General features: G+C 66.1%; 23 protein-coding genes. 8 read left to right on the top strand and 15 right to left on the bottom strand.

The features are described 5' to 3' along the window. Window positions 1-31: 31 nt before the first annotated feature. Window positions 32-1,006 (bottom strand): tripartite tricarboxylate transporter substrate binding protein, encoded by a 975-nt coding sequence (locus tag FHW64_RS24230; RefSeq protein ID WP_184530775.1) that lies wholly within the window; start codon window positions 1,004-1,006, stop codon window positions 32-34. 97 nt (window positions 1,007-1,103) lie between these two features. Here FHW64_RS24230 and FHW64_RS24225 point away from each other — a divergent pair, with 97 nt between their 5' ends. Further along, complete coding sequence (locus FHW64_RS24225) at window positions 1,104-2,042, top strand: LysR family transcriptional regulator (RefSeq protein WP_184530774.1); 939 nt, start codon at window positions 1,104-1,106, stop codon at window positions 2,040-2,042. A gap of 97 nt (window positions 2,043-2,139) precedes the next feature. Next, complete coding sequence (locus FHW64_RS24220; RefSeq protein WP_184530773.1) at window positions 2,140-3,942, top strand: NAD(P)/FAD-dependent oxidoreductase; 1,803 nt, start codon at window positions 2,140-2,142, stop codon at window positions 3,940-3,942. On the opposite strand, the gene FHW64_RS24215 is transcribed toward FHW64_RS24220, so the two are convergent. Continuing rightward, window positions 3,943-4,290 (bottom strand): FHA domain-containing protein, encoded by a 348-nt coding sequence (locus FHW64_RS24215; RefSeq protein WP_184530772.1) that lies wholly within the window; start codon window positions 4,288-4,290, stop codon window positions 3,943-3,945. It abuts the gene before it with no gap. A gap of 99 nt (window positions 4,291-4,389) precedes the next feature. Here FHW64_RS24215 and FHW64_RS24210 point away from each other — a divergent pair, with 99 nt between their 5' ends. Continuing rightward, window positions 4,390-5,172, top strand: coding sequence for a hypothetical protein (locus FHW64_RS24210; RefSeq protein ID WP_260306310.1), 783 nt, complete (start codon window positions 4,390-4,392; stop codon window positions 5,170-5,172). On the opposite strand, the gene FHW64_RS24205 is transcribed toward FHW64_RS24210, so the two are convergent. The 9 genes from FHW64_RS24205 to FHW64_RS24165 all read right to left on the bottom strand — a co-directional run bounded on the left by FHW64_RS24205 (window position 5,173) and on the right by FHW64_RS24165 (window position 14,263). Then, the gene (locus FHW64_RS24205) at window positions 5,173-5,850 is read right to left on the bottom strand and encodes an NTP transferase domain-containing protein (RefSeq protein WP_184530771.1); all 678 of its coding nucleotides are present in this window, start codon (window positions 5,848-5,850) and stop codon (window positions 5,173-5,175) included. A 1-nt stretch (window position 5,851) separates the two neighbouring features. Continuing rightward, window positions 5,852-6,733, bottom strand: coding sequence for an XdhC family protein (locus FHW64_RS24200; protein ID WP_184530770.1), 882 nt, complete (start codon window positions 6,731-6,733; stop codon window positions 5,852-5,854). 85 nt (window positions 6,734-6,818) lie between these two features. Then, window positions 6,819-7,985: a VWA domain-containing protein gene (locus FHW64_RS24195; RefSeq protein ID WP_184530769.1), complete on the bottom strand. Its 1,167-nt coding sequence runs from the start codon at window positions 7,983-7,985 to the stop codon at window positions 6,819-6,821. A 4-nt stretch (window positions 7,986-7,989) separates the two neighbouring features. Next, on the bottom strand, window positions 7,990-8,895 hold the full coding sequence (locus tag FHW64_RS24190; protein WP_184530768.1) for a MoxR family ATPase: 906 nt from the start codon (window positions 8,893-8,895) through the stop codon (window positions 7,990-7,992). Between the two features lie 4 nt (window positions 8,896-8,899). Continuing rightward, window positions 8,900-9,517 (bottom strand): CoxG family protein, encoded by a 618-nt coding sequence (locus tag FHW64_RS24185; protein WP_184530767.1) that lies wholly within the window; start codon window positions 9,515-9,517, stop codon window positions 8,900-8,902. Between the two features lie 10 nt (window positions 9,518-9,527). Next, the gene (locus tag FHW64_RS24180) at window positions 9,528-11,942 is read right to left on the bottom strand and encodes an aerobic carbon-monoxide dehydrogenase large subunit (RefSeq protein WP_184530766.1); all 2,415 of its coding nucleotides are present in this window, start codon (window positions 11,940-11,942) and stop codon (window positions 9,528-9,530) included. After that, complete coding sequence (locus tag FHW64_RS24175; RefSeq protein ID WP_184530765.1) at window positions 11,939-12,430, bottom strand: (2Fe-2S)-binding protein; 492 nt, start codon at window positions 12,428-12,430, stop codon at window positions 11,939-11,941. The genes FHW64_RS24180 and FHW64_RS24175 overlap by 4 nt, the downstream gene beginning before the upstream one ends. A 28-nt stretch (window positions 12,431-12,458) precedes the next feature. Continuing rightward, entirely contained in the window at window positions 12,459-13,322 is an 864-nt protein-coding gene (locus FHW64_RS24170) for a xanthine dehydrogenase family protein subunit M (protein ID WP_184530764.1), read from the bottom strand. 194 nt (window positions 13,323-13,516) lie between these two features. Beyond that, window positions 13,517-14,263 carry a LytTR family transcriptional regulator DNA-binding domain-containing protein gene (locus FHW64_RS24165; protein WP_184530763.1) on the bottom strand — a complete coding sequence of 249 codons (747 nt, stop codon included), beginning with the start codon at window positions 14,261-14,263 and terminating at the stop codon, window positions 13,517-13,519. 105 nt (window positions 14,264-14,368) lie between these two features. On the opposite strand from FHW64_RS24165, the gene FHW64_RS24160 reads away from it, so the two are divergent. Further along, complete coding sequence (locus tag FHW64_RS24160) at window positions 14,369-14,584, top strand: oxidoreductase-like domain-containing protein (RefSeq protein ID WP_184530762.1); 216 nt, start codon at window positions 14,369-14,371, stop codon at window positions 14,582-14,584. Here the strand turns inward: FHW64_RS24160 and FHW64_RS24155 are convergent. After that, window positions 14,581-15,243 carry a TetR/AcrR family transcriptional regulator gene (locus tag FHW64_RS24155; RefSeq protein WP_409350640.1) on the bottom strand — a complete coding sequence of 221 codons (663 nt, stop codon included), beginning with the start codon at window positions 15,241-15,243 and terminating at the stop codon, window positions 14,581-14,583. The genes FHW64_RS24160 and FHW64_RS24155 overlap by 4 nt on opposite strands. Before the next feature lie 104 nt (window positions 15,244-15,347). Here FHW64_RS24155 and FHW64_RS24150 point away from each other — a divergent pair, with 104 nt between their 5' ends. Continuing rightward, window positions 15,348-15,770, top strand: coding sequence for a VOC family protein (locus tag FHW64_RS24150; RefSeq protein ID WP_184530761.1), 423 nt, complete (start codon window positions 15,348-15,350; stop codon window positions 15,768-15,770). A gap of 86 nt (window positions 15,771-15,856) precedes the next feature. Beyond that, window positions 15,857-16,165 (top strand): putative quinol monooxygenase, encoded by a 309-nt coding sequence (locus tag FHW64_RS24145; RefSeq protein ID WP_184530760.1) that lies wholly within the window; start codon window positions 15,857-15,859, stop codon window positions 16,163-16,165. 138 nt (window positions 16,166-16,303) lie between these two features. Here the strand turns inward: FHW64_RS24145 and gap are convergent, their stop codons facing one another. Further along, entirely contained in the window at window positions 16,304-17,305 is a 1,002-nt protein-coding gene (gene gap, locus FHW64_RS24140) for a type I glyceraldehyde-3-phosphate dehydrogenase (protein ID WP_093165527.1), read from the bottom strand. 47 nt (window positions 17,306-17,352) lie between these two features. Beyond that, window positions 17,353-19,392 carry a transketolase gene (gene tkt, locus FHW64_RS24135; RefSeq protein WP_184530759.1) on the bottom strand — a complete coding sequence of 680 codons (2,040 nt, stop codon included), beginning with the start codon at window positions 19,390-19,392 and terminating at the stop codon, window positions 17,353-17,355. A 101-nt stretch (window positions 19,393-19,493) separates the two neighbouring features. Between tkt and speD the strand changes: the two genes are divergently transcribed. Beyond that, window positions 19,494-19,883, top strand: coding sequence for an adenosylmethionine decarboxylase (speD, locus tag FHW64_RS24130; RefSeq protein ID WP_184530758.1), 390 nt, complete (start codon window positions 19,494-19,496; stop codon window positions 19,881-19,883). Between the two features lie 14 nt (window positions 19,884-19,897). Then, window positions 19,898-20,587, top strand: a complete 690-nt coding sequence (locus FHW64_RS24125) for a nucleotidyltransferase family protein (protein WP_184531104.1) — start codon at window positions 19,898-19,900, stop codon at window positions 20,585-20,587. A 55-nt stretch (window positions 20,588-20,642) separates the two neighbouring features. Here the strand turns inward: FHW64_RS24125 and FHW64_RS24120 are convergent, their stop codons facing one another. Next, complete coding sequence (locus FHW64_RS24120; RefSeq protein WP_184530757.1) at window positions 20,643-22,610, bottom strand: hypothetical protein; 1,968 nt, start codon at window positions 22,608-22,610, stop codon at window positions 20,643-20,645. Between the last annotated feature and the right edge of the window lie 22 nt (window positions 22,611-22,632).

Genomic DNA, 22,632 nt, shown 5'->3' with positions numbered 1-22,632 from the left:
GAATGGATTCCTCGTTGTCGGCGGTGTGTTTTCAGCTCGCGGTGACGCCCGCCAGCTTCACGATGTCGGCCCATTTCCTGTTCTCGCTGCGCACGAAGGCGGCAAAGGCCTGCGGGCTCTCGCTCACCGCGGCCTCGTTGCCGGCGGCTTCGAAGGCAGACTGGACCGAAGGCGTCTTCAGCGTGCGTGTCGCCGCGGCGTGCAACGCATTCACGATCTCGGCTGGCGTCTTCGCGGGCGCCCATAGGCCGAACCAAGACTCCTGGATGGCCAGTTCATTCTTCAGGCGCTCGTAGAGCGTCGGAACATCGGGCAGTTGCGGCAGACGCTTGCGGCCGGTGACTGCCAGCGCGCGCAGCTTGCCGCCCTTGATCTGGGGCACGCCCGTGCCAGCAACCGGAAACGCGAACTGCGTATCGCCTCGCAGCAGCGACGTGGCGATTTCCACCGAACCCTTGAGCGGGATGTGCGTCACCTTGAGGCCCGTGAGCGACACCAGCGTCGCACCCGCGAGATGCGCGGAAGTGCCGATGCCGCCGGAGCCGTAGTTCATCTGCCCGGGCTTGGCCTTCGCATCGGCGATCAGGTCTTCGAGCGTGGCGTACGGAGCATCCGCCCGGACGACCAGCACGGTGGGCGACGCCGCGAAATTGCTCACCGGGGCGAAGTCGGCGATGGGGTCGAAGTGCAGGTCCGGCTGCAGCGCCTTCTGGATGAGGTGCGTGTTCGAGCCCATGAGCAGCGTGTAGCCATCGGGCGCGGCCTGCGCCACGTACTGTGCGGCGAGCACGCCGGCGGCGCCCACCTTGTTCTCGATCACGATCGTCTGACCGAGGATCTCGCCGAGCGTCGGCGCGGCCTGCCGCAGTTGCACGTCCGGCCCGCCGCCCGCGGCATAGGGCGATATGACGCGCACCGGCTTTTTTGGAAAGGCGTCGCCGGCCCGTGCAGCCAGCGAGGTCAGCGCCAGGGCCGAAGCGGCCAGGCAGAAGTTGCGGCGATCCATGCGTGTGTCTCCTGTCGTTGTGCTTGCAGCATAGGACGCGGTGGCGATATCTAATAGTGATATGTTTTCATCGAGTGCAATCTTTTTGGAATGACCCATGGCCCTGGACCTCGCAACATCGCCGGAGATACGTCGCCTTGTGGGCCGCCTGCGCTTCCGGCACCTGCAGCTGCTCATGGAACTGCAGCGCGGCGGCAGCCTACGTGCGGCGGCATCGGTGCTGAACCTCACCCAGCCGGCGCTCAGCAAGGCGCTCGGCGAAGTCGAGTCGGCCTTCGGCTTTCCGCTCTTCACGCGCAGTGCGCGCGGGCTTGCACCCACGCCGCGCGGCGAGATCGCGATCCGTGGCGCGGTGCTGCTGCTGGAAGAGCTCGCGCATCTCGGCGCCGAAGCCTCGGCGGAGCCGGCGGTCACCGTGCTGAGGGTCGGCGCGCCGCCTTTCGTGGCGCAGGGCTATCTGCCGGAGGTGTTTTCGCGGCTCCTCGGGGAGGCGTCGCGCGTGCGGGTGCAACTGCAGGAAGAACGGGTTCCGCTGCTGGTCCACTCGCTGACGGAAGGACGACTCGACGCGCTCATCACCAGCTACCCGACGGAGATGCCCGAGGCCGCGGGGCGGTCGCTGCACTACGAGAAGCTCTTCGACGCCGGCTTCGCGGTGATTGCGCCACCAGGGCACTTGCTGGGTCGCGCTCGCCGGGTCGACTGGCAGCGGCTTGCCCGTGAGCAGTGGATCATGCCGGCGCCCACATCGATGGTGCGGCGCATGATGGAAGAGGTGTTCCGCCGCGAAGGGCTGATCGCGCCGGTGCCAGTGATCGAGTCGACCAGCCCGGTGACGAATGTCCGGCTGGTGGCCGCCGGCCTGGGTCTGAGCGCGGTGCCAGAGTCGACGTTGCGCTCCACGCAAGGCACGCACCCAGTGGCTCGTGTGCGGGTGCATCCGGCCATTCCGCCGGGGCCTGTGGCACTCATCCATCGCGCGGGTCCGGACAATCCGCGGCTCGCGCTGCTGCGCGGAGCGCTCGGCCTGCGCTGATCGCGCTCCGGCGTTTGACGTCCGCCCGCGAACGGCGTACGGTTGCCGGCCCGCCCCGGCCATCAAAGGACCGCGGCGCGAACGCAGGAGACAAGTGATGACCGATCTGTCCGCGCATCCGACGCAGATCGCCAGCGCCTGGCTGGCCGATTTCAACTCCGCACTCGAACGGCAGGACATCGATGCCGCCGTGGCGCTGTTCGACGCCGACAGCTACTGGCGCGACCTCGTCGCCTTCACCTGGAACATCCGCACGCAGGAGGGGCCGGACGCGATACGCGCGATGCTGAACGCGCGCCTGGCCGAGACCAAGCCCTCCGGCTTCGCGATCGAAGGCGATGCAACCGAGGCCGATGGCATCGTCGATGCGTGGTTCACCTTCGAGACCGCTGTCGCGCGCGGACGCGGTCACTTGCGGCTTCGCAACGGCAAGGCATGGACGCTGCTCACCACCATGACCGAGCTGAAAGGCTTCGAGGAGCGGAAGGGTGAGCGCCGCATCAAGGGTGCGGAACACGGCGTCAACACGCAGCGCAAGACATGGCGCGAGAAGCGCGACGACGAAGCGAAGACGCTCGGCTTCACCGAACAGCCTTATGTCTTGATCGTCGGCGGCGGGCAGGGCGGCATCGCGCTCGGCGCGCGGTTGCGGCGGCTCGGCGTGCCGACCATCATCGTGGAGAAGAACGCGCGGCCCGGTGACTCCTGGCGCAAGCGCTACAAGAGCCTCTGCCTGCACGATCCGGTGTGGTACGACCATCTGCCGTACCTGCCGTTTCCGGACGACTGGCCGGTGTTCTCGCCCAAGGACAAGATCGGCGACTGGCTCGAGATGTACACCAAGGTGATGGAGCTCAACTACTGGGGCTCCACCACCGCGAAGAAGGCGCGCTACGACGACGCGAAGAAGGAGTGGGAAGTCACCGTCGAGCGCGACGGCAAGGAGATCGTGCTGAGGCCGAAGCAGTTGGTGTTTGCGCTCGGCGTGTCGGGGTATCCGAACGTGCCGAAGATTCCGGGCGCGGAGACCTTCGAAGGCGAACAACACCATTCCAGCGCGCATCCGGGGCCCGAAGCCTGGCGCGGCAAGAAATGCGTGGTGCTCGGCTCGAACAACTCGGCGCACGACATCTGCGCCGCGCTGTGGGAGAACGGCGCGGACGTCACGATGATCCAGCGCAGCTCGACGCACATCGCGCCTTCGGATTCATTGATGGAGCTCGCGCTCGGCGGCCTCTACTCGGAAGCGGCGGTGAAGGCCGGCGTGACCACCGACAAAGCGGACCTGATCTTTGCCTCGATCCCCTACAAGATCATGGCGCCGCTGCAGGTGCCGGTGTATGACGAGATGAAGAAGCGCGACGCCGACCTGTATTCGCGACTTGAAAAGGCCGGCTTCCTGCTGGACTTCGGCGTCGACGGCTCGGGTCTCTTCATGAAGTACCTGCGGCGCGGCTCGGGCTACTACATCGACGTCGGTGCATCGGAGCTGGTGGCCAACGGAAGCGTCAAGCTCAAGAGCGGGGTGACCATCGAACGCATCAATCCACGTTCGGTCACGCTGAGCGACGGCACTGAATTGCCGGCGGACCTCATCGTCTACGCCACAGGCTATGGATCGATGAACGGCTGGCTCGCGGACCTCATCTCGCCCGAACTCGCGGACAAGGTTGGCAAGGTCTGGGGACTGGGCTCCGACACGCCCAAGGACCCGGGGCCGTGGGAAGGCGAGTTGCGCAACATGTGGAAGCCCACGCAGGTGCCGCAACTGTGGTTCCACGGCGGCAACCTGCACCAGTCGCGGCACTACTCGCAATTCCTGTCGCTGCAGCTCAAGGCGCGCATGGAGGGCTTGTCGACGCCGGTGTACGAACTGGCGCCGAGTCATCACACGCGCTGATCAGACCAGTGGTCCGCGCTCGCTGATGAGCTCCATCGCCTCGTCGGCGATGCGCTCCTGGTCGAACGTGATGAAGCGTATCCAGTACCCGGCGATATCGATGTTGTCGCCGTTCACCAGAATTTGCATCTCGATACGCCTGCCGTTCACGAAGGTGCCGTTGCGGCTGCCCAGGTCGCGGATCGTGACGACCGGTCCGTCGGTGGCCAGCGCCGCGTGAAACCGGCTCACGCGCTGCGAAGCCAGCACCACATGGTTGTGCTCGGCCCGGCCGATGGTCATTTCGGGTTCGGTAACCGGGACCTGCGTGGTCAGGCCCTTGGGAGTCATCAGTATCAGCAATGCCATCGGGATGCGTTCCTCTTCGCATCCCCACACTAGTGGCAGAGCTGGCGCGGAACAACGGCGGGGTGTTACAAGCCGTGCGCCCTTCAAGCTGGCAGGGGAATGCCGATATCCGTCTTCGAACCCCACGTTGACGTCCCCCGTCTTTTCAACCGCATGTTTCCTGCCCGCAGTCTCGAACGCGCGTTCATCACGCTCGCTCTCTTCGTCTCCATCGCCGGCTGCGCCCGGATGCCTGCTGCCCCGGAACCGCCGCCACCGCCGGTCACGCAGATCCGCGTGATCCCGGTGCTGCCAATCGATCGCCTTCGCACGGAGAACAAGGGGATTCCCGTCGGTGTGCTGTGGCAGTCGCTCGCCGACCGGATCAAGAGCAACATCTTCAACGAACAGATGGAATCGACGCGCTTGAGCCTCGGCCCTGCGTTCACCCGCGCGCTGGTCGAGGCACTGGAGGCGCAGGGATTCCAGGCCAGCGTCCTCGAGGGCGTCGAGCGGCCACCGGCCTCGCCGGATGACATCGACTACGCCCGCATTCCCGGGGCGGACCCGGTGCTGCACGTCTATATCTTCGAACTCGGCATGCATTCGGCGCGCTTCTCGCTCGACTATGTGCCGCGCGTCAATCTCAGCGCCAGCCTGCTGTGGCCGAAGAGTGGCGATCTCATCTATGGAGACTCGATCTACTACGGCGCGGATGCGAAGGGCAATTCACCGACGAGCGTGCCGGGCGATCCGCGCTTCAAGTGGTCGAGCTTCGGTGCGCTAACGGACGACCCGAAGGCAGTCGCCCAGAGTTACGAAGTCGCGGTCGATGTACTGGCGAAGCACATCGCCGCCCAGATCCACGAAGCGACGAAGCCCGCGACGACAACCGGCGACTGATCAGATCGAAACGGCCAGCGCCGCCGGCCACCGGAGCTCGTGGCCAGTGCGCGCGGTGAATCCCGCGATGTCTTCCGGCGTATCGATGTCCACGCGATAGCGGTTGTTGTCGGTGTCGAACCACCGAACGCGCTCCGGATGCGCGTCGCGCCAGCGACGGCAAGCGGCGTTCGCTTCGCCGGCCAGCCATTCTTCACGCAACGCGGCCTCGAAGATCACCGGATTGCCGGGCTCACCCGCGACGCGCGGCACCACCATCGAGGCATCGCCGCGCTTCTTGAACGCACCGATGAGTGCGGTGATGTCCTGCGCATTGATCATCGGCTGGTCGGCCAGCGCGACGATCACCGCATCGAGCTTGGGCGACAGGACTTGCAGGCCGATGCGCACCGATGAAGCCTGCCCATCGTCCGGCGACGGATTGCGGGCCAGCGTGACGGGGAAATCGCGCACCGCCGCCTCGATCGCATCGGCGTGATGCCCGAGCACCACGACAACCTCGTCGACACCCGCGCCCGACAGCGCGATGAGTTGCCGCCGGATGAGCGGCACGCCGCCGAGTTCGAGCAGCGACTTCGGCCGACCGCCCATGCGGCTGCCGGACCCTGCCGCGAGCAGCACCGCGCCGATCACCATGCGCGCGTACAGCCCGCCACCGCCCTTGAGGATGCAGCCCATGTCAGTGCCCGCAGCAGGATGACTTGACCGCTGGCAATGGCGGCAGTTCGGCCGGGGCACCACAGCAGCTTGCAGCAACGGGCTTCGCTTCGCCGCCATGGCGGTGCGACACCACCGCTGCGAGCACCGACAGGGCGATCTCCTCGGGCGTGGTCGCCGGCATCGGATAGCCGGCAGGCGCCACGATCGCGTCGACTGCTTCGGCCTTCTCGCCACCTGCGACGAGCGAGGCCTTCAGCACCTGCGCCTTTCGCGCGCTGGCGACGAAGGAGACCTGTCGCGCTTCGAGCGCGAGCGCGAGGCGCAGCGCCTGCAGGTCGCGCCGCCCCTGCGTCGCGACCACCACCCACGCACCGGGCCCAATCTGCGGCGTGACGACGTCGGGTTCGTCGGTCGCGAAGACCTGACGCGCATCCGGGTACGCACCGGCGTCAGCGTCTTGCGCGATGAGCGTCACTGCGAAGCCCACTCGCGGTGCAAGCTGGGCGAGGCTAGCAGCGACCGGCGACGCGCCGATCACGACGAGCCGGGCCAGCGGCAGGACCGGATCGACGAACAGCTCGAGCGTTCCGCCGGAATGGCACGCCATGCCGAACTCGAGCACGTCGCCCAGATCCTTTTCCTCGCCATCGGCAGTGGGCGCGATGCGGATGAGTCGCGCATGCCCGTCGGCGAGCACTTGCCGCACAGTGCGCACCACCGCCGGTTGCGCGCAGCCGCCGCCGATCCAGCCGTGGAAGGCGCCGTCAGCAGTCACGACGGCCTTGTCGCCGGGATGCGCCGATGCGGGCGCGAGCGCCTTGATCACACTGACGAGCGCGTAGGGCGTGCCGGATTGCTGAAGCCGGTGCGCGGCATCGAGGACTGTGTCGACGTTGCTCATTGGATACCTCCGCGCAGCAGCGCTGCGGCATTTGCCTTGCGGCGGGGATTGGGTTGGATCATGTTCGGCAGCCGGTCGTTCAAGTTCATCTCAGGTGCCGCGCGAGTTCGGCAAGGTCGCGCAGGCTGTTCAGCCGCTCGAAGCCTTCAACGAGGTTGCCTTGCGAAGTCACGTGCGCAAGCGCCCGCGAAGCGGGCGGCTGGTCGGAGGGGTGGAACCAGCGGATGAGCGCGCCGCGCCGGCGCACCTGCGCAAGTTCTTCCGCGAGCCGCTGCGGCTCGTCGGCATCGAAGCCATCCGACAGCACCCAGACGCGCGCATTGCGGGTGAGTTGCGCCCGCGCGTGTACGCGATGGAAGTCGGCCACGCTGGTCGCGATACGGGTGCCGCCGCCGAAGCCTGCCGTGACTGCGTTGATCTTCTCCTGCACCGCAGCGGAGTCGCTGCGCAGCAGGGGCGTCACCTCGGCCAGGCGGGTGTGGAAGACGAACACGCGCGCATTCATCGCCGATACGAAGGCGCGCGCGATGCGCAGGAAGAGCTGCGCATGGGTCTCCATCGAGCGGCTCACGTCGACGAGGATGAAAAGGCGCGGCCAATCGCGGCGCGGCGCGCGCCACACCGGATGCAGCGGCAGGCCGCCGGTGCGCAGGCTCGCGCGCAGGGTGCGGCGAACGTCGAGGCGGCGGCCCTGCGGGCTGGTGCGCAGGCGGCGGGTGAGTCGCCTGTGCAGGCGCTGCGCGATGCGCTCGGCGAGGCGGTCCAGCTCGGCGAGGTCCTGTGGCAACCATTGCGAGAGCGACCGGTCGTGCAGCGCATCGGTGCGGCTTGCGCCACCTTGCGCGCGCTCCCGGGCGTCCCCTTGCGGCTCGACGGCGGGCGCATGCAACGCGCTGTCGGTGGTCGACGGGCGCGGCTGCGGCGAAGCGGCGTCGAGCTGATCGTGCAGGCTCTTCACCACCTGCGGCAGATGGCGGCTCGGGCGCGTCGCGCCGCTCAGGCGCGTCTTTCCCTTCACGCGACTCGGGTGCCAGTAGACATCGAACAGCTCCGGCCAGCGCCGCCAGTCGCGCGCGTCATGGCAGGCGATGGAGCGCCACGCCGCATCGAGTCGCGCTGCGCGCTCGACCGGCACGCGCAGAGCGGCAGCCACCATGGCCTGCTGCTCCGCGATGCCGACCTTCAGCCCGTGGTCTCGCAGCAGGGCCGCGAAGCCTGCAATGCTGTCGAGCGGGCGGGCGAGGGTGTTCATGCGATCACGTCGGTTGTGGCGCCTTCTCGGCCACGCCGACCGTGCGCCGGCCTTCGATGAGCTGCCGCACCCGCTCTTCGCCAAGCTGGAAGCGGTCCTCGCGCGTCTTGAGCAGGCAGGCCAGCGTGCCCCCGAGCGCATGCGGATCGTCAGGCAGCGACTTGAAGTCCAGACGGTGCAGCGCGCGCACCCAGTCCAGCGTCTCCGCGATACCGGGCATCTTTTCGAGATCCTCGCGACGCAGGCGCTGGACGAAAGCCACCGCCTGCTCGATCAATGCACTTTCGGCTTGCGGCAGCGTGGCGCGCACGATCGCGATCTCGCGCGCGAGCGTCGGGTACTCGAGGTAGTGGTAGAGGCAGCGCCGCCGTAGCGCGTCGGAGAGTTCGCGCGTGCCATTGCTGGTCAGCACCACCTGCGGCACGTGCTTCGCGCGCAAGGTGCCGAGCTCGGGCACGGTGATCTGGTAGTCGGCCAGCACTTCGAGCAGGAAGGCTTCGAAAGCCTCGTCGGCGCGATCGATCTCGTCGATGAGCAGCACGCAGGGCGCATCGCTCGATATGGCCTGCAGCAGCGGGCGTTCGAGCAGGTAGTCGCGCGCGAACAGATCGGCTTCCTTCATGCCCTGCGGCTGCGTCTCGTGCAGGCGGATCGCGAGGAGCTGGCGGCCATAGTTCCACTCGTAGGCGGCCTGCGACAGGTCCAGCCCTTCGTGGCACTGCAGGCGCACCAGCGCGCGACCCTGCGCATGCGCGAGCGCAGCGGCGAGCGATGTCTTGCCGACACCGGCATCGCCCTCGACCAGTAACGGCCGCTGCAGTTCACCGGCCAGCCACAGTGTGGTGGCGAGCGCCTCGTCGGCGATGTAGCCGGCGCGGTGCAGTGATTCGCGCAGCTCGGCTTCTGTCATGGGATCAGGTTCGCTTGCCGCCCAGCCCTGCGAACCAGCCTTTGACGAGGGCCCACAGCATGGCGAGCGCGTTGAGTTCGCGCTGTTCGGGTGGCGCGACAGGTGCAGCCGTACTTGCAGCCGCGGGTGCGACCGCCGATGCGGCATCGGTGCTCGCGGGACCGGGCAGGGCCGCGGCAGCAACGCGGAAGTTGTCGACGAACTGCGCGAGCAGCATCTCGGAGACCGGCACCATCAGGCGACTTCCGAACTGCGCGAACTTGCCGCTGACCGCGACAGTCGCCTGTCCGGCAAGCACCGACGTGGCGGGTGTTTCGCCGGGCTCGATGGTCGCGCCCAAGTCCATCGACGCGGTCGAGCCCCCGCGGTCGGAGCCTTTGCCGAGCATGCGCAGCCTCCTCCCGGCATCGTCGAGTTCCAGCACCTCGATGTCGCCCGCGAAGGCCGCATTCGCCGGGCCGACCTTGACCTTGACGTTGCCCTTGTAGTGCGTGTCGTCGACCTGCTCGGTGATGGCCGCGCCGGGCATGCAGCCGGCCACGGTTTTCACGTCGCGCAGCACCTGCCACGCGCGGGCCATATCGACGTCGAGCGGATAGCGTTTGTCGAGCTTGACTTCCATCGTGTCCTTCTCAGAGTGCGACGCCGCTCTTGGTGAGCTGCTGCCAGACGCGGTACGACGTGTGCGGCATCACCATGTGATTGACCCCCAGGTGCGCGAATGCATCCACCACTGCCGAGGTGAAGGTCGGGATCGACCCCACATGCGGTGACTCGGCCACGCCCTTCGCGCCGATTGGGTGATGCGGCGACGGCGTCACGGTGTGGTCGGTCTCCCACTTCGGCGTCTCGACCGCGGTGGGCAGGAAGTAGTCCATCAGCGTGTTGCCGAGCAGGTTGCCCTGCGCATCGAAAGGCATCTGCTGGCCCATCGCGACCGCATAGCCTTCCGTGAGCCCACCGTGGATCTGCCCCTCGATGATCATCGGATTGATGCGCGTGCCGCAGTCGTCGAGTGCATAGAAGCGCCGCACCTTGGTCTCACCCGTGCCGCGGTCGATGTCGACCACGCACAGGTAGATGCCGAAGGGATAGGTGAAGTTGGGCGGGTCGTAGTAGTGCACTGCTTCGAGTCCGGGCTCCAGCCCCGGCGGCGCCTGGTGATAGGCGGCCCAGCAGATGTCCTTCATGGTCTTGAACTTCGCGTCGTCGCCTTTGACCTTGAAGCGATCGATCTCCCAGTCCAGATCGGCTTCGCCGACTTCGAGCAGGTGCGCGGCGATCTTGCGCGCCTTGGCGTGGATCTTCCGCGCCGCGAGCGCGATGGCCGCACCGGCCACAGGCGTCGAGCGCGAGCCGTAGGTGCCGAGGCCGTAGGGCGCGGTGGAGGTATCGCCTTCCTCGACCTGGATCACTTCGGAAGGCAGCCCGAGTTCGGTCGCGATGATCTGCGCATAGGTGGTCTGGTGGCCTTGTCCCTGCGTGATGGTGCCCATGCGCGCGATCGCACTGCCGGTGGGGTGCACGCGGATCTCGCAGCTGTCGAACATGCCGACACCGAGGATGTCGCACATCTTGCTCGGCCCGGCGCCGACCACTTCGGTGAACGAGACGAGGCCGATGCCCATCAGCGTGGGGCAGTTGGGGTCGGCGCGCTTGGCAGCCTGCTCGGCGCGCAGGCCCTTGTAGTCGCACGCGTCGAGCACCTTCTGAAGCGCCGTGTGGTAGTCGCCCGAGTCGTATTCGAAACCGAACGGCGAGGCATACGGGAACTGCTCCTTGCGGATGAAGTTCTTCGCGCGGATCTCTGCCTTGTCGATGCCCAGCTTCTGCGCAAGGATGTCGACCATGCGTTCGATCAGGTACACCGCCTCGGTCACGCGGAACGAACAGCGATAGGCCACGCCGCCCGGCGCCTTGTTGGTGTAGACGCCCTTCACGCTGCACCACGCCGCCGGGATGTCATAGGAGCCCGAGCAGATGTGGAAGAGGCCCGCCGGGTACTTGGTCGGGTCGGCGCAGGCATCGAAGGCGCCGTGGTCGGCGATCACGTTGACGCGCAGGCCGGTGATGCGGCCATCCTTGGTGGCGGCGAGTTCGCCGTCCATGTGATAGTCCCGCGCGAAGGCCGTGCTGGAGATGTTCTCGATGCGGTCCTCGATCCACTTCACCGGCTTGCCAAGCACGATGCTCGCGACGATCGCGCAGACATAGCCCGGGTACACGCCCACCTTGTTGCCGAAGCCGCCGCCGATGTCCGGCGAGACGATGCGGATCTTCGACTCGGGCAGGCCCGAGAGCAGCGACACCACCGTGCGCACCACATGCGGCGCCTGCGAGGTCATGTAGGTGGTGAGCTCGCCACGGATCGGGTCGAAACTCGCGACGCAGCCGCAGGTTTCGAGCGGGCACGGATGAACGCGCGGATAGAAGATGCGCTCGGCCACCGTGACCTCGGCACCCGTGAATGCCGCGTCAGCTGCAGCCTTGTCACCGGCCTCCCAAGTGAAGATGTGGTTGTGGTGCTCGCGCTTGCCGTGCGCGCCTTCGGTCTTGCCCGCGAGGTCTTCGCGCAGCACCGGCGCGTTGGGCTCGAGCGCAGCGAAGGGGTCGATCACCACCGGAAGCTCTTCGTATTCGACCTGCACCGCCTCCACGCCGTCCGCGGCCGCGTAGCGATCCTCGGCGATGACGACCGCGACTTCCTGCATCTGGAAGTGCACCTTCTCGTCGGCGAGCACTGCCTGCACGTCGCCTGCCAGTGTCGGCATCCAGTGCAGCTTGAGCGGCTTGAGGTCGTCGGCGGTCAGCACCGCGATCACGCCGGGCACCTTCAGCGCCTCGGTCTTGTCGATCTTCTTCACGCGCGCATGCGCGAGCGGCGAGCGCACGATGTCCATGTGCAGCATGCCGGGCATCTTGATGTCGTCGACGTAGTTGCCCTTGCCCTGGATGAAGCGGGCGTCCTCCTTGCGCAGCCGGCTGTCGCCGAGGCCTTGCAGCGCGGCGCTGCGTTCGAGCAGTGCGGGGTCGATCGGGGCGTTCATGCGGCCACCTTTTCGGTCTGCTGCAGCTTGGCGGCCGCATGCAAGACCGCCTTCACGATGTTCTGGTAGCCCGTACAGCGACAGAGGTTGCCGCTCATGCCGGAGCGGACTTCCTCTTCGGTCGGATTCGGGTTCTCCTGCAGGAATCGGTAGGCACGCATCAGCATGCCCGGCGTACAGAAACCACATTGCAGGCCGTGCTGCGTGTAGAAGCCTTCCTGCACCGCGTGCAGCACTGCGCCTTGTGCGAGGCCTTCGACGGTCAGCACATCGGAGCCTTCGCACTGCACCGCGAGATGCGTGCAGCTCTTGACCGACTGACCGTCGACATCGACGGTGCACGCGCCGCAGTGCGATGTCTCGCAACCGATGTGCGCGCCGGTGAGCTGGCATTCCTCGCGCAGGAAGTGCACGAGCAGCATGCGCGGCTCGACGGCTTTCTCGATGCGCCTGCCGTTGACGTTCATTTGGACGAGTTGCTTGGTCATTGCATGGTCTCCGTCGTTCTTGTTGGTTCTATTGGCACCGTGCGGCAGCCTTCACGATCGCGCGCCGGACCATCTGGCCGGCCATCGCGGTCTTGTAGTCACGGTCGCCGCGCAGGTCTTCGACCGGATCGCAGATCGCCATGGCCTTCGCGGCGGCATCGGCCATGGATGCGGCGTCGAGCGGCCTTCCGATCAGCGCAGCTTCGGCATCTGCGGCACGAAGCGCCGTCGGTGCGAGATTGGTGAGTGCGATTCGCGCGTGGCTGACGTTGGCGCCATCCATTCGCAACACCACAGCGGCGGCGGCCGTGGCCCAGTCGCCCGTCTTTCGCTTGAGCTTCTCGTAGGCGTAGCCGGTCTTCGGCGCAAAGGCGGGCACGCAGATCTCGACCAGGATCTCGTCCTCAGCCATGTCGGTCATGTAGGTGCCCTGGAAGAAGTTTTCGGCCTTCACCTCGCGCCGGCCCTTGGGGCCTTCGAGGATGAAGGTGGCGTCGAGAGCGATCGCGAGCGCGGGGTGATCGTTGGCTGGATCGCCGTGCGCGATGTCGCCGCCGATGGTGCCGCGGTTGCGCACTTGCGGGTCGGCGATCTGGCGCGCCGCTTCGGGTAGCAGAGGCACTTTCTGGCGCAGCAGCGCGGAGCGGATGAGTTCGTTCTCGACGGTCATCGCGCCGATCACGACCGTCGCACCTTCTTCTCGGATACCGCGCAGTGCGTCGATGCGATTCAGGTCGATGAGGTGCGCCGGCTGCGCGAACCGCAGCTTCATCATCGGCAGCAGGCTGTGGCCGCCGGCCAGGAGCTTGGCGTCGCCGCCGAGCGAGCCTAGGAGCTGGATGGCATCGCCCACCGAGCGGGGCGCGTGATAGTCGAATCCGGAGGGAATCATCGTGCCTGTCTCCTGTTGTTCTGGCGCGCAGCGCGTGCCGGGCCCGGGATGCGGGCCGGTGGCTAAGTTAGTTCCGGTGCGCGGAGGACAGCGACTTGCCGCACGAAGGTCGGCGGGGCCTGCACGAAATGCGCGCCCATTGCATGAAATGCGTCGGCAAAGACGCGGCGCGGGTTCTCCCGGATCGCGCCGGATCAGCCGCGCAAGGCCTCGATCTCGGCGATCCCGAGTTGCTCCAGCAGCCGCGGCACGCTGGTGCGCGCGACCGGCAACGGTGTCGCTTCGCCGCGCAACTTGAGGCTGACCTTGCCGTCGTCGCGCAGGATCTGCTCGGCGTAGTCGAGGTTGGCGAGGTAGCTGCGATGGATGCGCAGGAAAGACACGCCATCGAGCCGCTCTGCCAGATCGCTGATGTTGAGGTTGCAGAAACTCGACCCCTGCGCGGTGCTGACCCACGTGTAGTGGCCCTCGGCACGTATGTAAGTCACCGCCTCGATATCGACCAGCACGATGCGGTTCTGCGACACGGTCGGGATCTTCTGCAACTGCCGCTTGGCCTGCGGCTTCTGCACCGCCGGCTCTTCGCCTGCGACGAGCTCGGTGATGTCATAGAAGATCAACGTGTAGCTCGCGGTGTCGCCGCGGAGGTCCGACAGCTTGGCGACCTTGATGAGCAGCACCCGCTCGGGGATGTTGATGATCATCGTCATCGGCGGCGGATTGCTCACCGGGCATTCGGCCTGATCGAGCAGGAACTTGACCTTGGGCTGCGAGCGTTCGGGGTGGAACGACAGCACCATCTTCTCGAAGGGCTCTTTGTCCTCCACGGGCAGCACGCGGCGGGCGAAGCTGTTCATGGCGATCACGCGCAGGTCGCGGTCGAGCTGGACCACGCCGACATCCGAGCGCTCGAGCAAGTACAGGGGGCTGCGACTTTGCATGCGTGTCTCCGTGGTCCGCACCTGGATGGCCGGTGGTCCGATTGAAGCACCGTTGGCGCAATGTTGCGCATGGGGTGTGCCCGCACGCTGGACTAGCATCGGCGCGTGAACCTGCCTGAACTCACCGATGCGGCCTCGGCCCGCGAACTGACACAGCGCCTAGGCGATCGTCTTCGCGATCAAGGCATCGCCGGCTTTCGCGCACCGCCTCCGGAGCCCACTACCTGCTGCGGTCGGGGGTGCAACGGCTGTGTCTGGGAGAGCTACTTCGCCGCGGTCGGATGGTGGCGCGACGATGCGCTGGAGCTGCTCGAGCCTTAAAGGCCCTTCTCGACCATGTCCAGCAGACGCTGACCGAGCGAATCGACCTGCGCGCGCGGCAGCTCTCGCAAGGGTCCGTCGATGACCAGCATGGCGAGGCCATGGACCGAGGACCAGGCCAGGTATTCGGCACCGGGTCGACGCGCGGCCGGCATGGCGCCGGCTTCGACGAGGCGATCGAGTGCAGCACCGAGAAGCTGGAAAGGGTTGAGTCCGCTGTCGCCGCTCTTGGCCTGCTCGGGCTGTTCCGCGACGTCGGCCTGGGTCGCGAAGGCGGTGCGGAAGAGGCCGGTTTCCGTCTGCGCGAAACGGAGGTAGCCGGTGCCGACCGCGCGAACGGTGGCACGTGCGAAGGCAACCTCATCGTGCGTCGGGGGGAGGGTGGCGAGTTCGGCTTCCATCGCCCGCGCCACCGCTGCGAGTGCGGCGGCCCTTACAGCTTGCAAGAGCGCCTGGCGATTCTCGAAGTGACGGTAGGCCGCATTGGGAACGACGCCGGCACGTCGCGTGGCTTCGCGCAGCACGACGGCCTCGGGGCCGCCGTCGCGCGCCAGTTCGACGCCCGCCTTCAGCAGTGCACGCCTGAGATCGCCATGGCGATAGGTGCTGCGGCGTGCGGGGGGCGCGGAGTTGGCCCGGATGGTCATGCGGTCTTTCATGTGGACAGCGTCCATTATGTTTGCTATCGTCTTGTGGACGTTGTACACAAATGCAACGCTTTCCCCCATTCGATCTCTTCCATCCCATCGAAAAGGAGTTCCCCATGCAGGTCCAGCCCTATCTGATGTTCAACGGCCGCTGCGAAGAAGCGCTCGAGTTCTACAAAAAGACGCTCGGCGCGCAGGTCACGATGCTGATGCGTTTCAGCGAGAGCCCGGAACCGCCACCGCCCGGATGCGCTCCCGTCGATGGTCAAAAAATCATGCACTCGGCCTTCACGGTCGGCGAATCGACGGTGATGGCATCCGACGGCATGACCGTCGACGGCAAGCCGGTCTTCCAGGGCGTTTCGCTGTCCCTGATCGCGAAGGACGAGGCGGAAGCCAAGCGCCTGTTCGATGGCCTCGGCAACGGCGGCCAGGTCCAGATGCCGCTCGGCAAGACCTTCTTCTCCCCGGCTTTCGGCGTTTTGGCGGATCGCTTCGGTGTCTCGTGGATGGTCGTCGTGATGCACGACGCGGCCTGATCGCTGTGCCCCAAGGCGACAGGCGCGGGCGACTGCCTGCCCGTACATTCGGCGATTCAACCCTACAACCCAAGGAGCAACCGCCAATGATTCACGTCGTCGCCGTCATCACCGCCAAGCCCGGCCAACGCGACAAGATCCTCGAGGCCTACCGCGCTAACCGGCCCGCGGTGCTGGCTGAGGAAGGCTGCATCGAATACACCGCCACGATCGACGCCGCCGGCATGCCAGCCTCGCGCGGGACTTTCGGCCCGGACACGTTTGTGGTGGTCGAAAAGTGGGCCTCGCTGGCCGCGCTTCAGGCCCACGCCGCCGCACCGCACATGGCCGCCTACGGTGCCAAGACCAAAGAGTGGACCGAGAGTCGAGTCATCCACGTCCTCGAACCAGCCTGATCGCTAGCCCCAAGAAAAAAGCGCGCCCGAGGGCGCGCTTTTTTTGTTCGCAGGCTCCCGCGGAACCGGCTCCGCCGGGCCGCAGGGTGCGCCCCCTTGAGGGGGTGCAGAGCCACACGAAGTGGGCGAGGCTGGGGGTTACTTCGAAATTACCCGGACCATCTCGAGGCACTTGTTCGAGTAGCCCCACTCGTTGTCGTACCAGCTCACCAGCTTGACGAAGGTGCCGTCGAGCGCAATACCGGCTTCGGCGTCGAAGATCGAGGTGCGCGGGTCGCCGCGGAAGTCGGTCGCGACCACCTTGTCTTCGGTGTAGCCCAGCACGCCCTTGAGCGCGCCTTCACTCTGCGCCTTCATCTCGGCGCAGATTTCCTTGTAGGTCGCTGCGTTTTCGAGTTCGACGGTGAGGTCGACCACCGACACGTCGGAAGTCGGCACGCGGAAGCTCATGCCCGTCAGCTTCTTGTTGAGCTCGGGGATCACCACGCCGACGGCCTTGGCAGCACCGGTGCTCGACGGAATGATGTTCTCGAGGATGCCGCGGCCGCCGCGCCAGTCCTTGTTGCTCGGGCCGTCGACGGTCTTCTGCGTTGCGGTGGCGGCGTGCACGGTGGTCATCAGGCCGCGCTTGATGCCCCACTTGTCATTGAGCACCTTGGCCAGCGGCGCGAGGCAGTTGGTGGTGCAGCTCGCATTGCTGATGATGGCTTCGCCGGCGTACTTCTTGTCGTTCACGCCGTAGACGAACATGGGGGTGTCGTCCTTGCTGGGGGCCGACAGCAGCACCTTCTTGGCGCCAGCGTCGATGTGCTTCTGGGCGGTTTCCTTGGTGAGGAAGAGGCCGGTGGATTCGAGCACGATGTCCGCGCCGACTTCGTTCCACTTGAGTTGCGCAGGGTCGCGTTCCTGCGTGAGGCGGATCTTCTTGCCGTTGACGATCAGCGTGTTGCCTTCGACGTTGATCTCGCCCTGGAAGCGGCCATGCACCGAGTCGTACTGGAGCATGTAGGCCAGGTATTCGGGTTCGAGCAGGTCGTTGATCGCGACGATCTCGATGTCGTTCTTGAAGTTCTGCACCGCAGCGCGAAGCACGTTGCGACCGATGCGACCGAAGCCGTTGATACCGAGTTTGATAGCCATGTCATTTGCTCCTGGATGATTGAAAACCGAAAGAGGGGATCGAGGCCTCAGCGCGCGAGCGCCGCTTCGACCGTCTCAGCGACGTTCTCCGCCGTGAACCCGAAGTGCTTGAACAGCACGCCGGCGGGTGCCGATTCGCCGTAGGTGTCGATGCCGACAACCGCGGCGACGCCGTACTTCCACCAGCCGTCCGTGGCGCCCATTTCCACGGCGACGCGCAGCACGCCTTGCGGCAGCACGCTCTTCTTGTATTCGACGCTCTGGCGGTCGAAGGCGGTGGTCGACGGCATGGAGACCACGCGCACGGGGATCTTCTTCGCGGCCAGCAGGTCCTGCGCCTTGAGCGCGAGTTGCACTTCGGAACCGGTCGCGATGATGACGGCCTTGGCCTTCTTGCCGCCCTGGGGTTCGGACAGCACGTAGGCACCCTTGTTGATGTCGCTCAGGTCGCTCTTCGGCGAATAGGGCAGGTTCTGGCGCGATAGCAGAAGCGCCGTCGGGCGATTGGCGTTCTGCAGCGCGACGGCCCAGGCAACCGCGGTTTCAGCGGTGTCGCCGGGGCGCCAGACATCGAGGTTCGGGATCAGGCGCAGCGATGCGGCGTGCTCGATCGACTGGTGCGTCGGGCCGTCTTCGCCAAGGCCGATGGAGTCGTGCGTGAAGACGTGGATCACGCGCTGCTTCATCAGCGCTGCCATGCGGATCGCATTGCGGCTGTAGTCGCTGAAGGTCAGGAAGGTGCCGCCGTAGGGGATGTAGCCGCCATGCAGCGCGACGCCGTTCATGATGGCGGCCATGCCGAACTCGCGCACGCCATAGTTGATGTGGCGGCCGGGCAAGCCATCGGGGAACTGCTCGTTGCCTTCGCTGCGGACCACCGCGCCCTTGTCGTCGAAGCGCAGGCTCGGCGTGCTCTTGGTGTTCGTGAGGTTGGAGCCCGTCAGGTCGGCACTGCCGCCGAGCAGTTCGGGCAGCGCGGCGGTGAAGGCTTCGAGCGCGAGCTGGGACGCCTTGCGCGATGCCACCGTCTCGGCCTTGGTGTGCGCAGCGACGATCGTGTCCAGGGCGGTCTGGTGGAAGTTCTTCGGCAGTTCACCCTTCATGCGGCGGGTGAACTCGTCCGCGAGGTCCGGGAAGGCCTGCGCGTAGGCGGCGAACTTCTCGTTCCAGGCGGCTTCCGACTTCGCGCCGGCTGCTTTGGCATCCCACTCCTGGTAGACGGCTTCCGGAAGCTCGAAAGGTGCATGCGTCCACTGCAGCGCGCTGCGGGTAAGGCCGATCTCGTCGGCGCCGAGCGGCTCGCCGTGGGCCTTGGCGGTGTTGGCGCGGTTCGGGCTGCCCTTGCCGATCTGCGTCTTGCAGATGATCAGGGTGGGCTTGTCGTCATGCTTCTTGGCCTTCTCGATGGCCTTCGAGACATCCTTGACGTCATGGCCGTCGATCGGGCCGATCACGTGCCAACCATAGGCCTTGAAGCGCTCTTCGGTGTTGTCGATGAACCAGGGCTTGACCGGTCCGTCGATGGAAATGCCGTTGTCGTCGTAAAGCGCGATCAGCTTGCCGAGCTTCCATGCGCCTGCGAGCGCGGCCGCTTCGTGGCTGATGCCTTCCATCAGGCAACCGTCGCCGAGGAAGGCGTAGGTGTGATGGTCGACGATGTCGTGGCCCTTGCGGTTGAACTCCGAAGCCAGCAGCTTCTCGGCGAGCGCGAAGCCGACGGCATTCGTGATGCCCTGGCCCAGCGGGCCCGTGGTGGTTTCGACGCCGGGGGTGATGCCGGTTTCAGGATGACCGGCGGTCTTGCTGTGAAGCTGGCGGAAGCGCTTCAGCTCTTCGACGGGCAGGTCGTAGCCCGAGAGATGCAGCACCGCATAGATGAGCATCGAGGCGTGGCCGTTCGAGAGCACGAAACGGTCGCGATCGAACCAGTGCGGGTTGGCGGGGTTGTGCTTGAGGTGTTCGCCCCAGAGCGCGACGGCCATGTCGGCCATTCCCATGGGTGCGCCCGGATGCCCCGAGTTTGCGAGTTGTACGGCATCCATTGCCAACGCGCGGATCGCGTTGGCCATCAAGGCTTGGTTGGCCATCTGTGGCTTCCTGGGAGCAAGTTAGGGGGAACCCGGCATTTTAGCGGGCGAGGTCGCGACCCCTCCGGGCGGCCCGCGGATGGGCTGCTAGAGTGCCGGCCATGCATGGACTGCACCTCACTGCTGATCTTCACGATTGCCGATGCGCGACGCGCTGGCTGGTCGACGCCGAAGCGCTCGGCGAAGCGTGCGTCGAGGCGGCTGAATCGGCCGGGCTGCAGGTCGTCGGCAAGCTCTTTCACGCCTTCCCCGCCACGCCGCAAGGGCCCGGCGGCGTGACGGCCACAGTGCTCCTCGCGGAATCACATGTGTGCGTCCACACCTGGCCCGAACAACGCGGCGTGACGCTCGATGTCTATGTGTGCAATTTCGGTGGGGACCATTCGGCGAAGGCGAGGGCGGTGATGGATTCGCTGGAAGCGCTGTTCATGCCGCAGCACGCCGAACGGCGCGCATTGCAGCGCGGCTCGATCCGGGCGGAAGCGGCATGAAGGCGATGAAGGCGATGATCCTTGCCGCCGGACGCGGCGAACGTATGCGGCCGCTGACGGACGTCACGCCCAAGCCCTTGCTCGAGGTCGCAGGCAAGCCCCTGATGCAATGGCCCATCGAGGCACTGGCCGCGGGCGGGTTCACCGAACTGGTGGTCAACACTGCATGGCTTGGCGACCAGATTCCGGCGCGTTTCGGTGATCGGTTCGGCGGATGCACCATCGCCTATTCGGACGAGGGCAAAGACTTCGGCGGCGCACTCGAAACCGCGGGCGGCATCGTTCGCGCGTTGCCGATGCTTGGCGATGTCTTCTGGGTCGCTGCGGGGGATGTGTTCGCGCCCGATTTCCGTTTCACCCGCGAGGCGGTGGATCGATTCATTTCGAGCGGACGTCTGGCGCATCTGTGGCTGGTTCCGAACCCGGCGCACAACCCGAAGGGCGACTTCGGGATCGCGGCGGACGGCAGCGCGCTTGCCGAAGCCGAGCACAAATACACCTTCTCGACGATCGCGCTGTATCGGGCATCGTTTTTCGCGCCCCCGCGCTCCGATATCGAGGCCGGGAATCCGCAAGGGATCAAGGCGCCCCTCGCACCGCTGCTGCGCGACGCGATGCGGTCCGGGCTCGTCGGCGCGGAGCTCTACACCGGACACTGGACCGATGTCGGCACGCCCGAGCGGCTGGCCGAGCTGAACAGATAAAAAAACGGCCCGCTCGAAGCGGGCCGTTTTCAGATGCGTCTCTTGCGAAGTCCTGTTAGGGCACGTTCGCCGAACTCATCTGGAAGGGCTTGCCGGGCAGTGCCATCGCACCGCCGTATTCGGCCACCGCCCCCGCCGGCAGGACCGGGCAACCGTTGGGCTTCGGGCATGCGCCTCCGTCGGCATTGAAGATCACCGGACCGTAGCGGTAGTTGTGGACCTTCTTGCCGGTGTAGTCGAGCGCGCTCATCACGTAGCCGTCGTTGGCAAAGTTGTCCGAATCCTCCACTGCGATCAGGTCCTTGATCTCCTTGTGCTGGATGGTGCGCACCACACTGCCGCTGTTGTGGTTGCTGGCGAAGCGCACCCACGAGATCTTGTTGTCACCGCGCGAGCCCACGATCACCTGTTCGTTGAGCGGCTCGATGTTGGCACCAGGCTCACCCTTGGAGGTGGCCAGCGAGGTCGGGTTGCGCCCGATGCCGGTGACGGTGCCCACCTCGGCAATCGAGTTGGGCGACGGCGTGGCGGCTGACGGCCCCGGCGCGTAGTCGGTGAGGCTGAAGATATGCAGCGTGCCGTCCTGGGTGGCGATCCAGGCGCGCGGGTTGTAGCGCTCGAGGACCGTCGTCTTCACGGCTGTCGGGCGTGCGTTCAGCGACACCACCTTGGCCACCGTCGGCATCGCAGCGGGCGCCTGGTCGAAGGTGTAGGGCCACTGGTTCGCAGCCTGTCCGAGGTTGGTCGTCTCGGTCACGCTGGTGCTGAAGTACTTGCTGTTGAAGTAGCTGAACAGCGGCTTCAGGTCGATGAAAGCAGCCTTCTGCTCGGACTTCGAGATCACCACGGCCACCCCGCCCTTCGCGTAGGCGTACTGATTGCTGCCGCCGCTGGCGAAGCTCTGCCAGTAGGTCGTCAGCGGCGAGTTGACGCGGCCGAGGAAGTAGCCATTGAGTGAGACCGTGAAGAACTGGTCCAGCCCGGTGGTGGTGGCGATCTCCGTGGGCGCCGCCATGCCCGGCAGGTCGACATAGCCGAGGATCTTCATGAAGGCGATGTTGCCGACATTGGGAATGCCCGGATAGACGCCCATCCACTCGTTCCACCAGTCATACCAGCCTGAGGGGTTGTCCACATAACAACCGTCGCACAAGCCGGCCAGCGCCACTACCGCGACCTGCCCCTTGAGCTGCTGCGTGTCCCACACCGTGACCAGCGCGAACTCACTGTCGTTGGTCAGCGCAATGCCGGTGGGCACCTTGGTGGCCGGGAGCTGGACGCTTGGGCTGTTGTTGGCGGTATTGCTGCCGGCAGTGCCGATGATCCCGTTCTGGAATACGACCAGGCTCTCGTTGCAGAAGCCGGAGCGGCCGGTGCAGCGGCCGACGGCAACCGGCATGTTCGAGGCGCTGGGCTGGGTGTACTTCAGCACGTTCAGGCTGTCGATGCCGCCGCGCGTCCAGCTCAACTGAGGCAGCTGGGCGAAGACGTTGTACATGTAGCCCGAGACTTGGAAGTCGGTCACTCCCACGCGCTGCGTCGGATCGTCGGCCACATAGGCCATGTTGGCCTGGTTGGTCGAATAGGAGCCTGCGCCGCTGGACGGCGGGCCGCCCACGGACCAGAAGAAGTTCGCGTCCCGCGGAGGATTGGTGAGCTTGGTGTCGGTCCGCTTGTAAAGGTCTACCCCGCTATTGGCCGTACCGCATGCCACGGCGTCCGGGCCGTAGCGGTAGGCAATGCCGGCATCCTTGCCCATCTGGGCAGCCATTGCGGTGTACTGTGACGCCACGATGTTCAACGAGCTGTCGACGATGTCTGTCTGGTTACCACAGAAGCTGACCGTCTGGGGCGTGGTGCCGAGCGTCGTGCCGCCGGAAGAGACGCCACCACTGCCCGCCGCTGAAGAGCCGCTGCTCTGCGCTGCCGAAGCGGCCGCGGCGCTCAGGGCCGCGGCACTGCCACCACCGCCGCCACCACCGCCTCCGCAGCCAGCAAGCGCGATAGCACCAAATGACAGCACAATGGCGCTCTTATGTATAACT

The organism is Variovorax sp. Sphag1AA (assembly GCF_014192575.1).
Taxonomy (GTDB): Bacteria; Pseudomonadota; Gammaproteobacteria; order Burkholderiales; family Burkholderiaceae_C; genus Variovorax.
The sequence above is the reverse complement of the archived record's forward strand: the minus strand, read 5'-3'. Positions and strand labels throughout refer to the sequence as shown.

Coding starts and splice junctions, on each gene's coding strand:
- FHW64_RS24230 (WP_184530775.1), bottom strand. CDS start 1,006: ATGGATCGCCGCAACTTCTGCCTGGCCGCTTCGGCCCTGGCGCTGACC.
- FHW64_RS24225 (WP_184530774.1), top strand. CDS start 1,104: ATGGCCCTGGACCTCGCAACATCGCCGGAGATACGTCGCCTTGTGGGC.
- FHW64_RS24220 (WP_184530773.1), top strand. CDS start 2,140: ATGACCGATCTGTCCGCGCATCCGACGCAGATCGCCAGCGCCTGGCTG.
- FHW64_RS24215 (WP_184530772.1), bottom strand. CDS start 4,290: ATGGCATTGCTGATACTGATGACTCCCAAGGGCCTGACCACGCAGGTC.
- FHW64_RS24210 (WP_260306310.1), top strand. CDS start 4,390: ATGCCGATATCCGTCTTCGAACCCCACGTTGACGTCCCCCGTCTTTTC.
- FHW64_RS24205 (WP_184530771.1), bottom strand. CDS start 5,850: ATGGGCTGCATCCTCAAGGGCGGTGGCGGGCTGTACGCGCGCATGGTG.
- FHW64_RS24200 (WP_184530770.1), bottom strand. CDS start 6,733: ATGAGCAACGTCGACACAGTCCTCGATGCCGCGCACCGGCTTCAGCAA.
- FHW64_RS24195 (WP_184530769.1), bottom strand. CDS start 7,985: ATGAACACCCTCGCCCGCCCGCTCGACAGCATTGCAGGCTTCGCGGCC.
- FHW64_RS24190 (WP_184530768.1), bottom strand. CDS start 8,895: ATGACAGAAGCCGAGCTGCGCGAATCACTGCACCGCGCCGGCTACATC.
- FHW64_RS24185 (WP_184530767.1), bottom strand. CDS start 9,517: ATGGAAGTCAAGCTCGACAAACGCTATCCGCTCGACGTCGATATGGCC.
- FHW64_RS24180 (WP_184530766.1), bottom strand. CDS start 11,942: ATGAACGCCCCGATCGACCCCGCACTGCTCGAACGCAGCGCCGCGCTG.
- FHW64_RS24175 (WP_184530765.1), bottom strand. CDS start 12,430: ATGACCAAGCAACTCGTCCAAATGAACGTCAACGGCAGGCGCATCGAG.
- FHW64_RS24170 (WP_184530764.1), bottom strand. CDS start 13,322: ATGATTCCCTCCGGATTCGACTATCACGCGCCCCGCTCGGTGGGCGAT.
- FHW64_RS24165 (WP_184530763.1), bottom strand. CDS start 14,263: ATGCAAAGTCGCAGCCCCCTGTACTTGCTCGAGCGCTCGGATGTCGGC.
- FHW64_RS24155 (WP_409350640.1), bottom strand. CDS start 15,243: ATGAAAGACCGCATGACCATCCGGGCCAACTCCGCGCCCCCCGCACGC.
- FHW64_RS24150 (WP_184530761.1), top strand. CDS start 15,348: ATGCAGGTCCAGCCCTATCTGATGTTCAACGGCCGCTGCGAAGAAGCG.
- FHW64_RS24145 (WP_184530760.1), top strand. CDS start 15,857: ATGATTCACGTCGTCGCCGTCATCACCGCCAAGCCCGGCCAACGCGAC.
- gap (WP_093165527.1), bottom strand. CDS start 17,305: ATGGCTATCAAACTCGGTATCAACGGCTTCGGTCGCATCGGTCGCAAC.
- tkt (WP_184530759.1), bottom strand. CDS start 19,392: ATGGCCAACCAAGCCTTGATGGCCAACGCGATCCGCGCGTTGGCAATG.
- speD (WP_184530758.1), top strand. CDS start 19,494: ATGCATGGACTGCACCTCACTGCTGATCTTCACGATTGCCGATGCGCG.
- FHW64_RS24125 (WP_184531104.1), top strand. CDS start 19,898: ATGATCCTTGCCGCCGGACGCGGCGAACGTATGCGGCCGCTGACGGAC.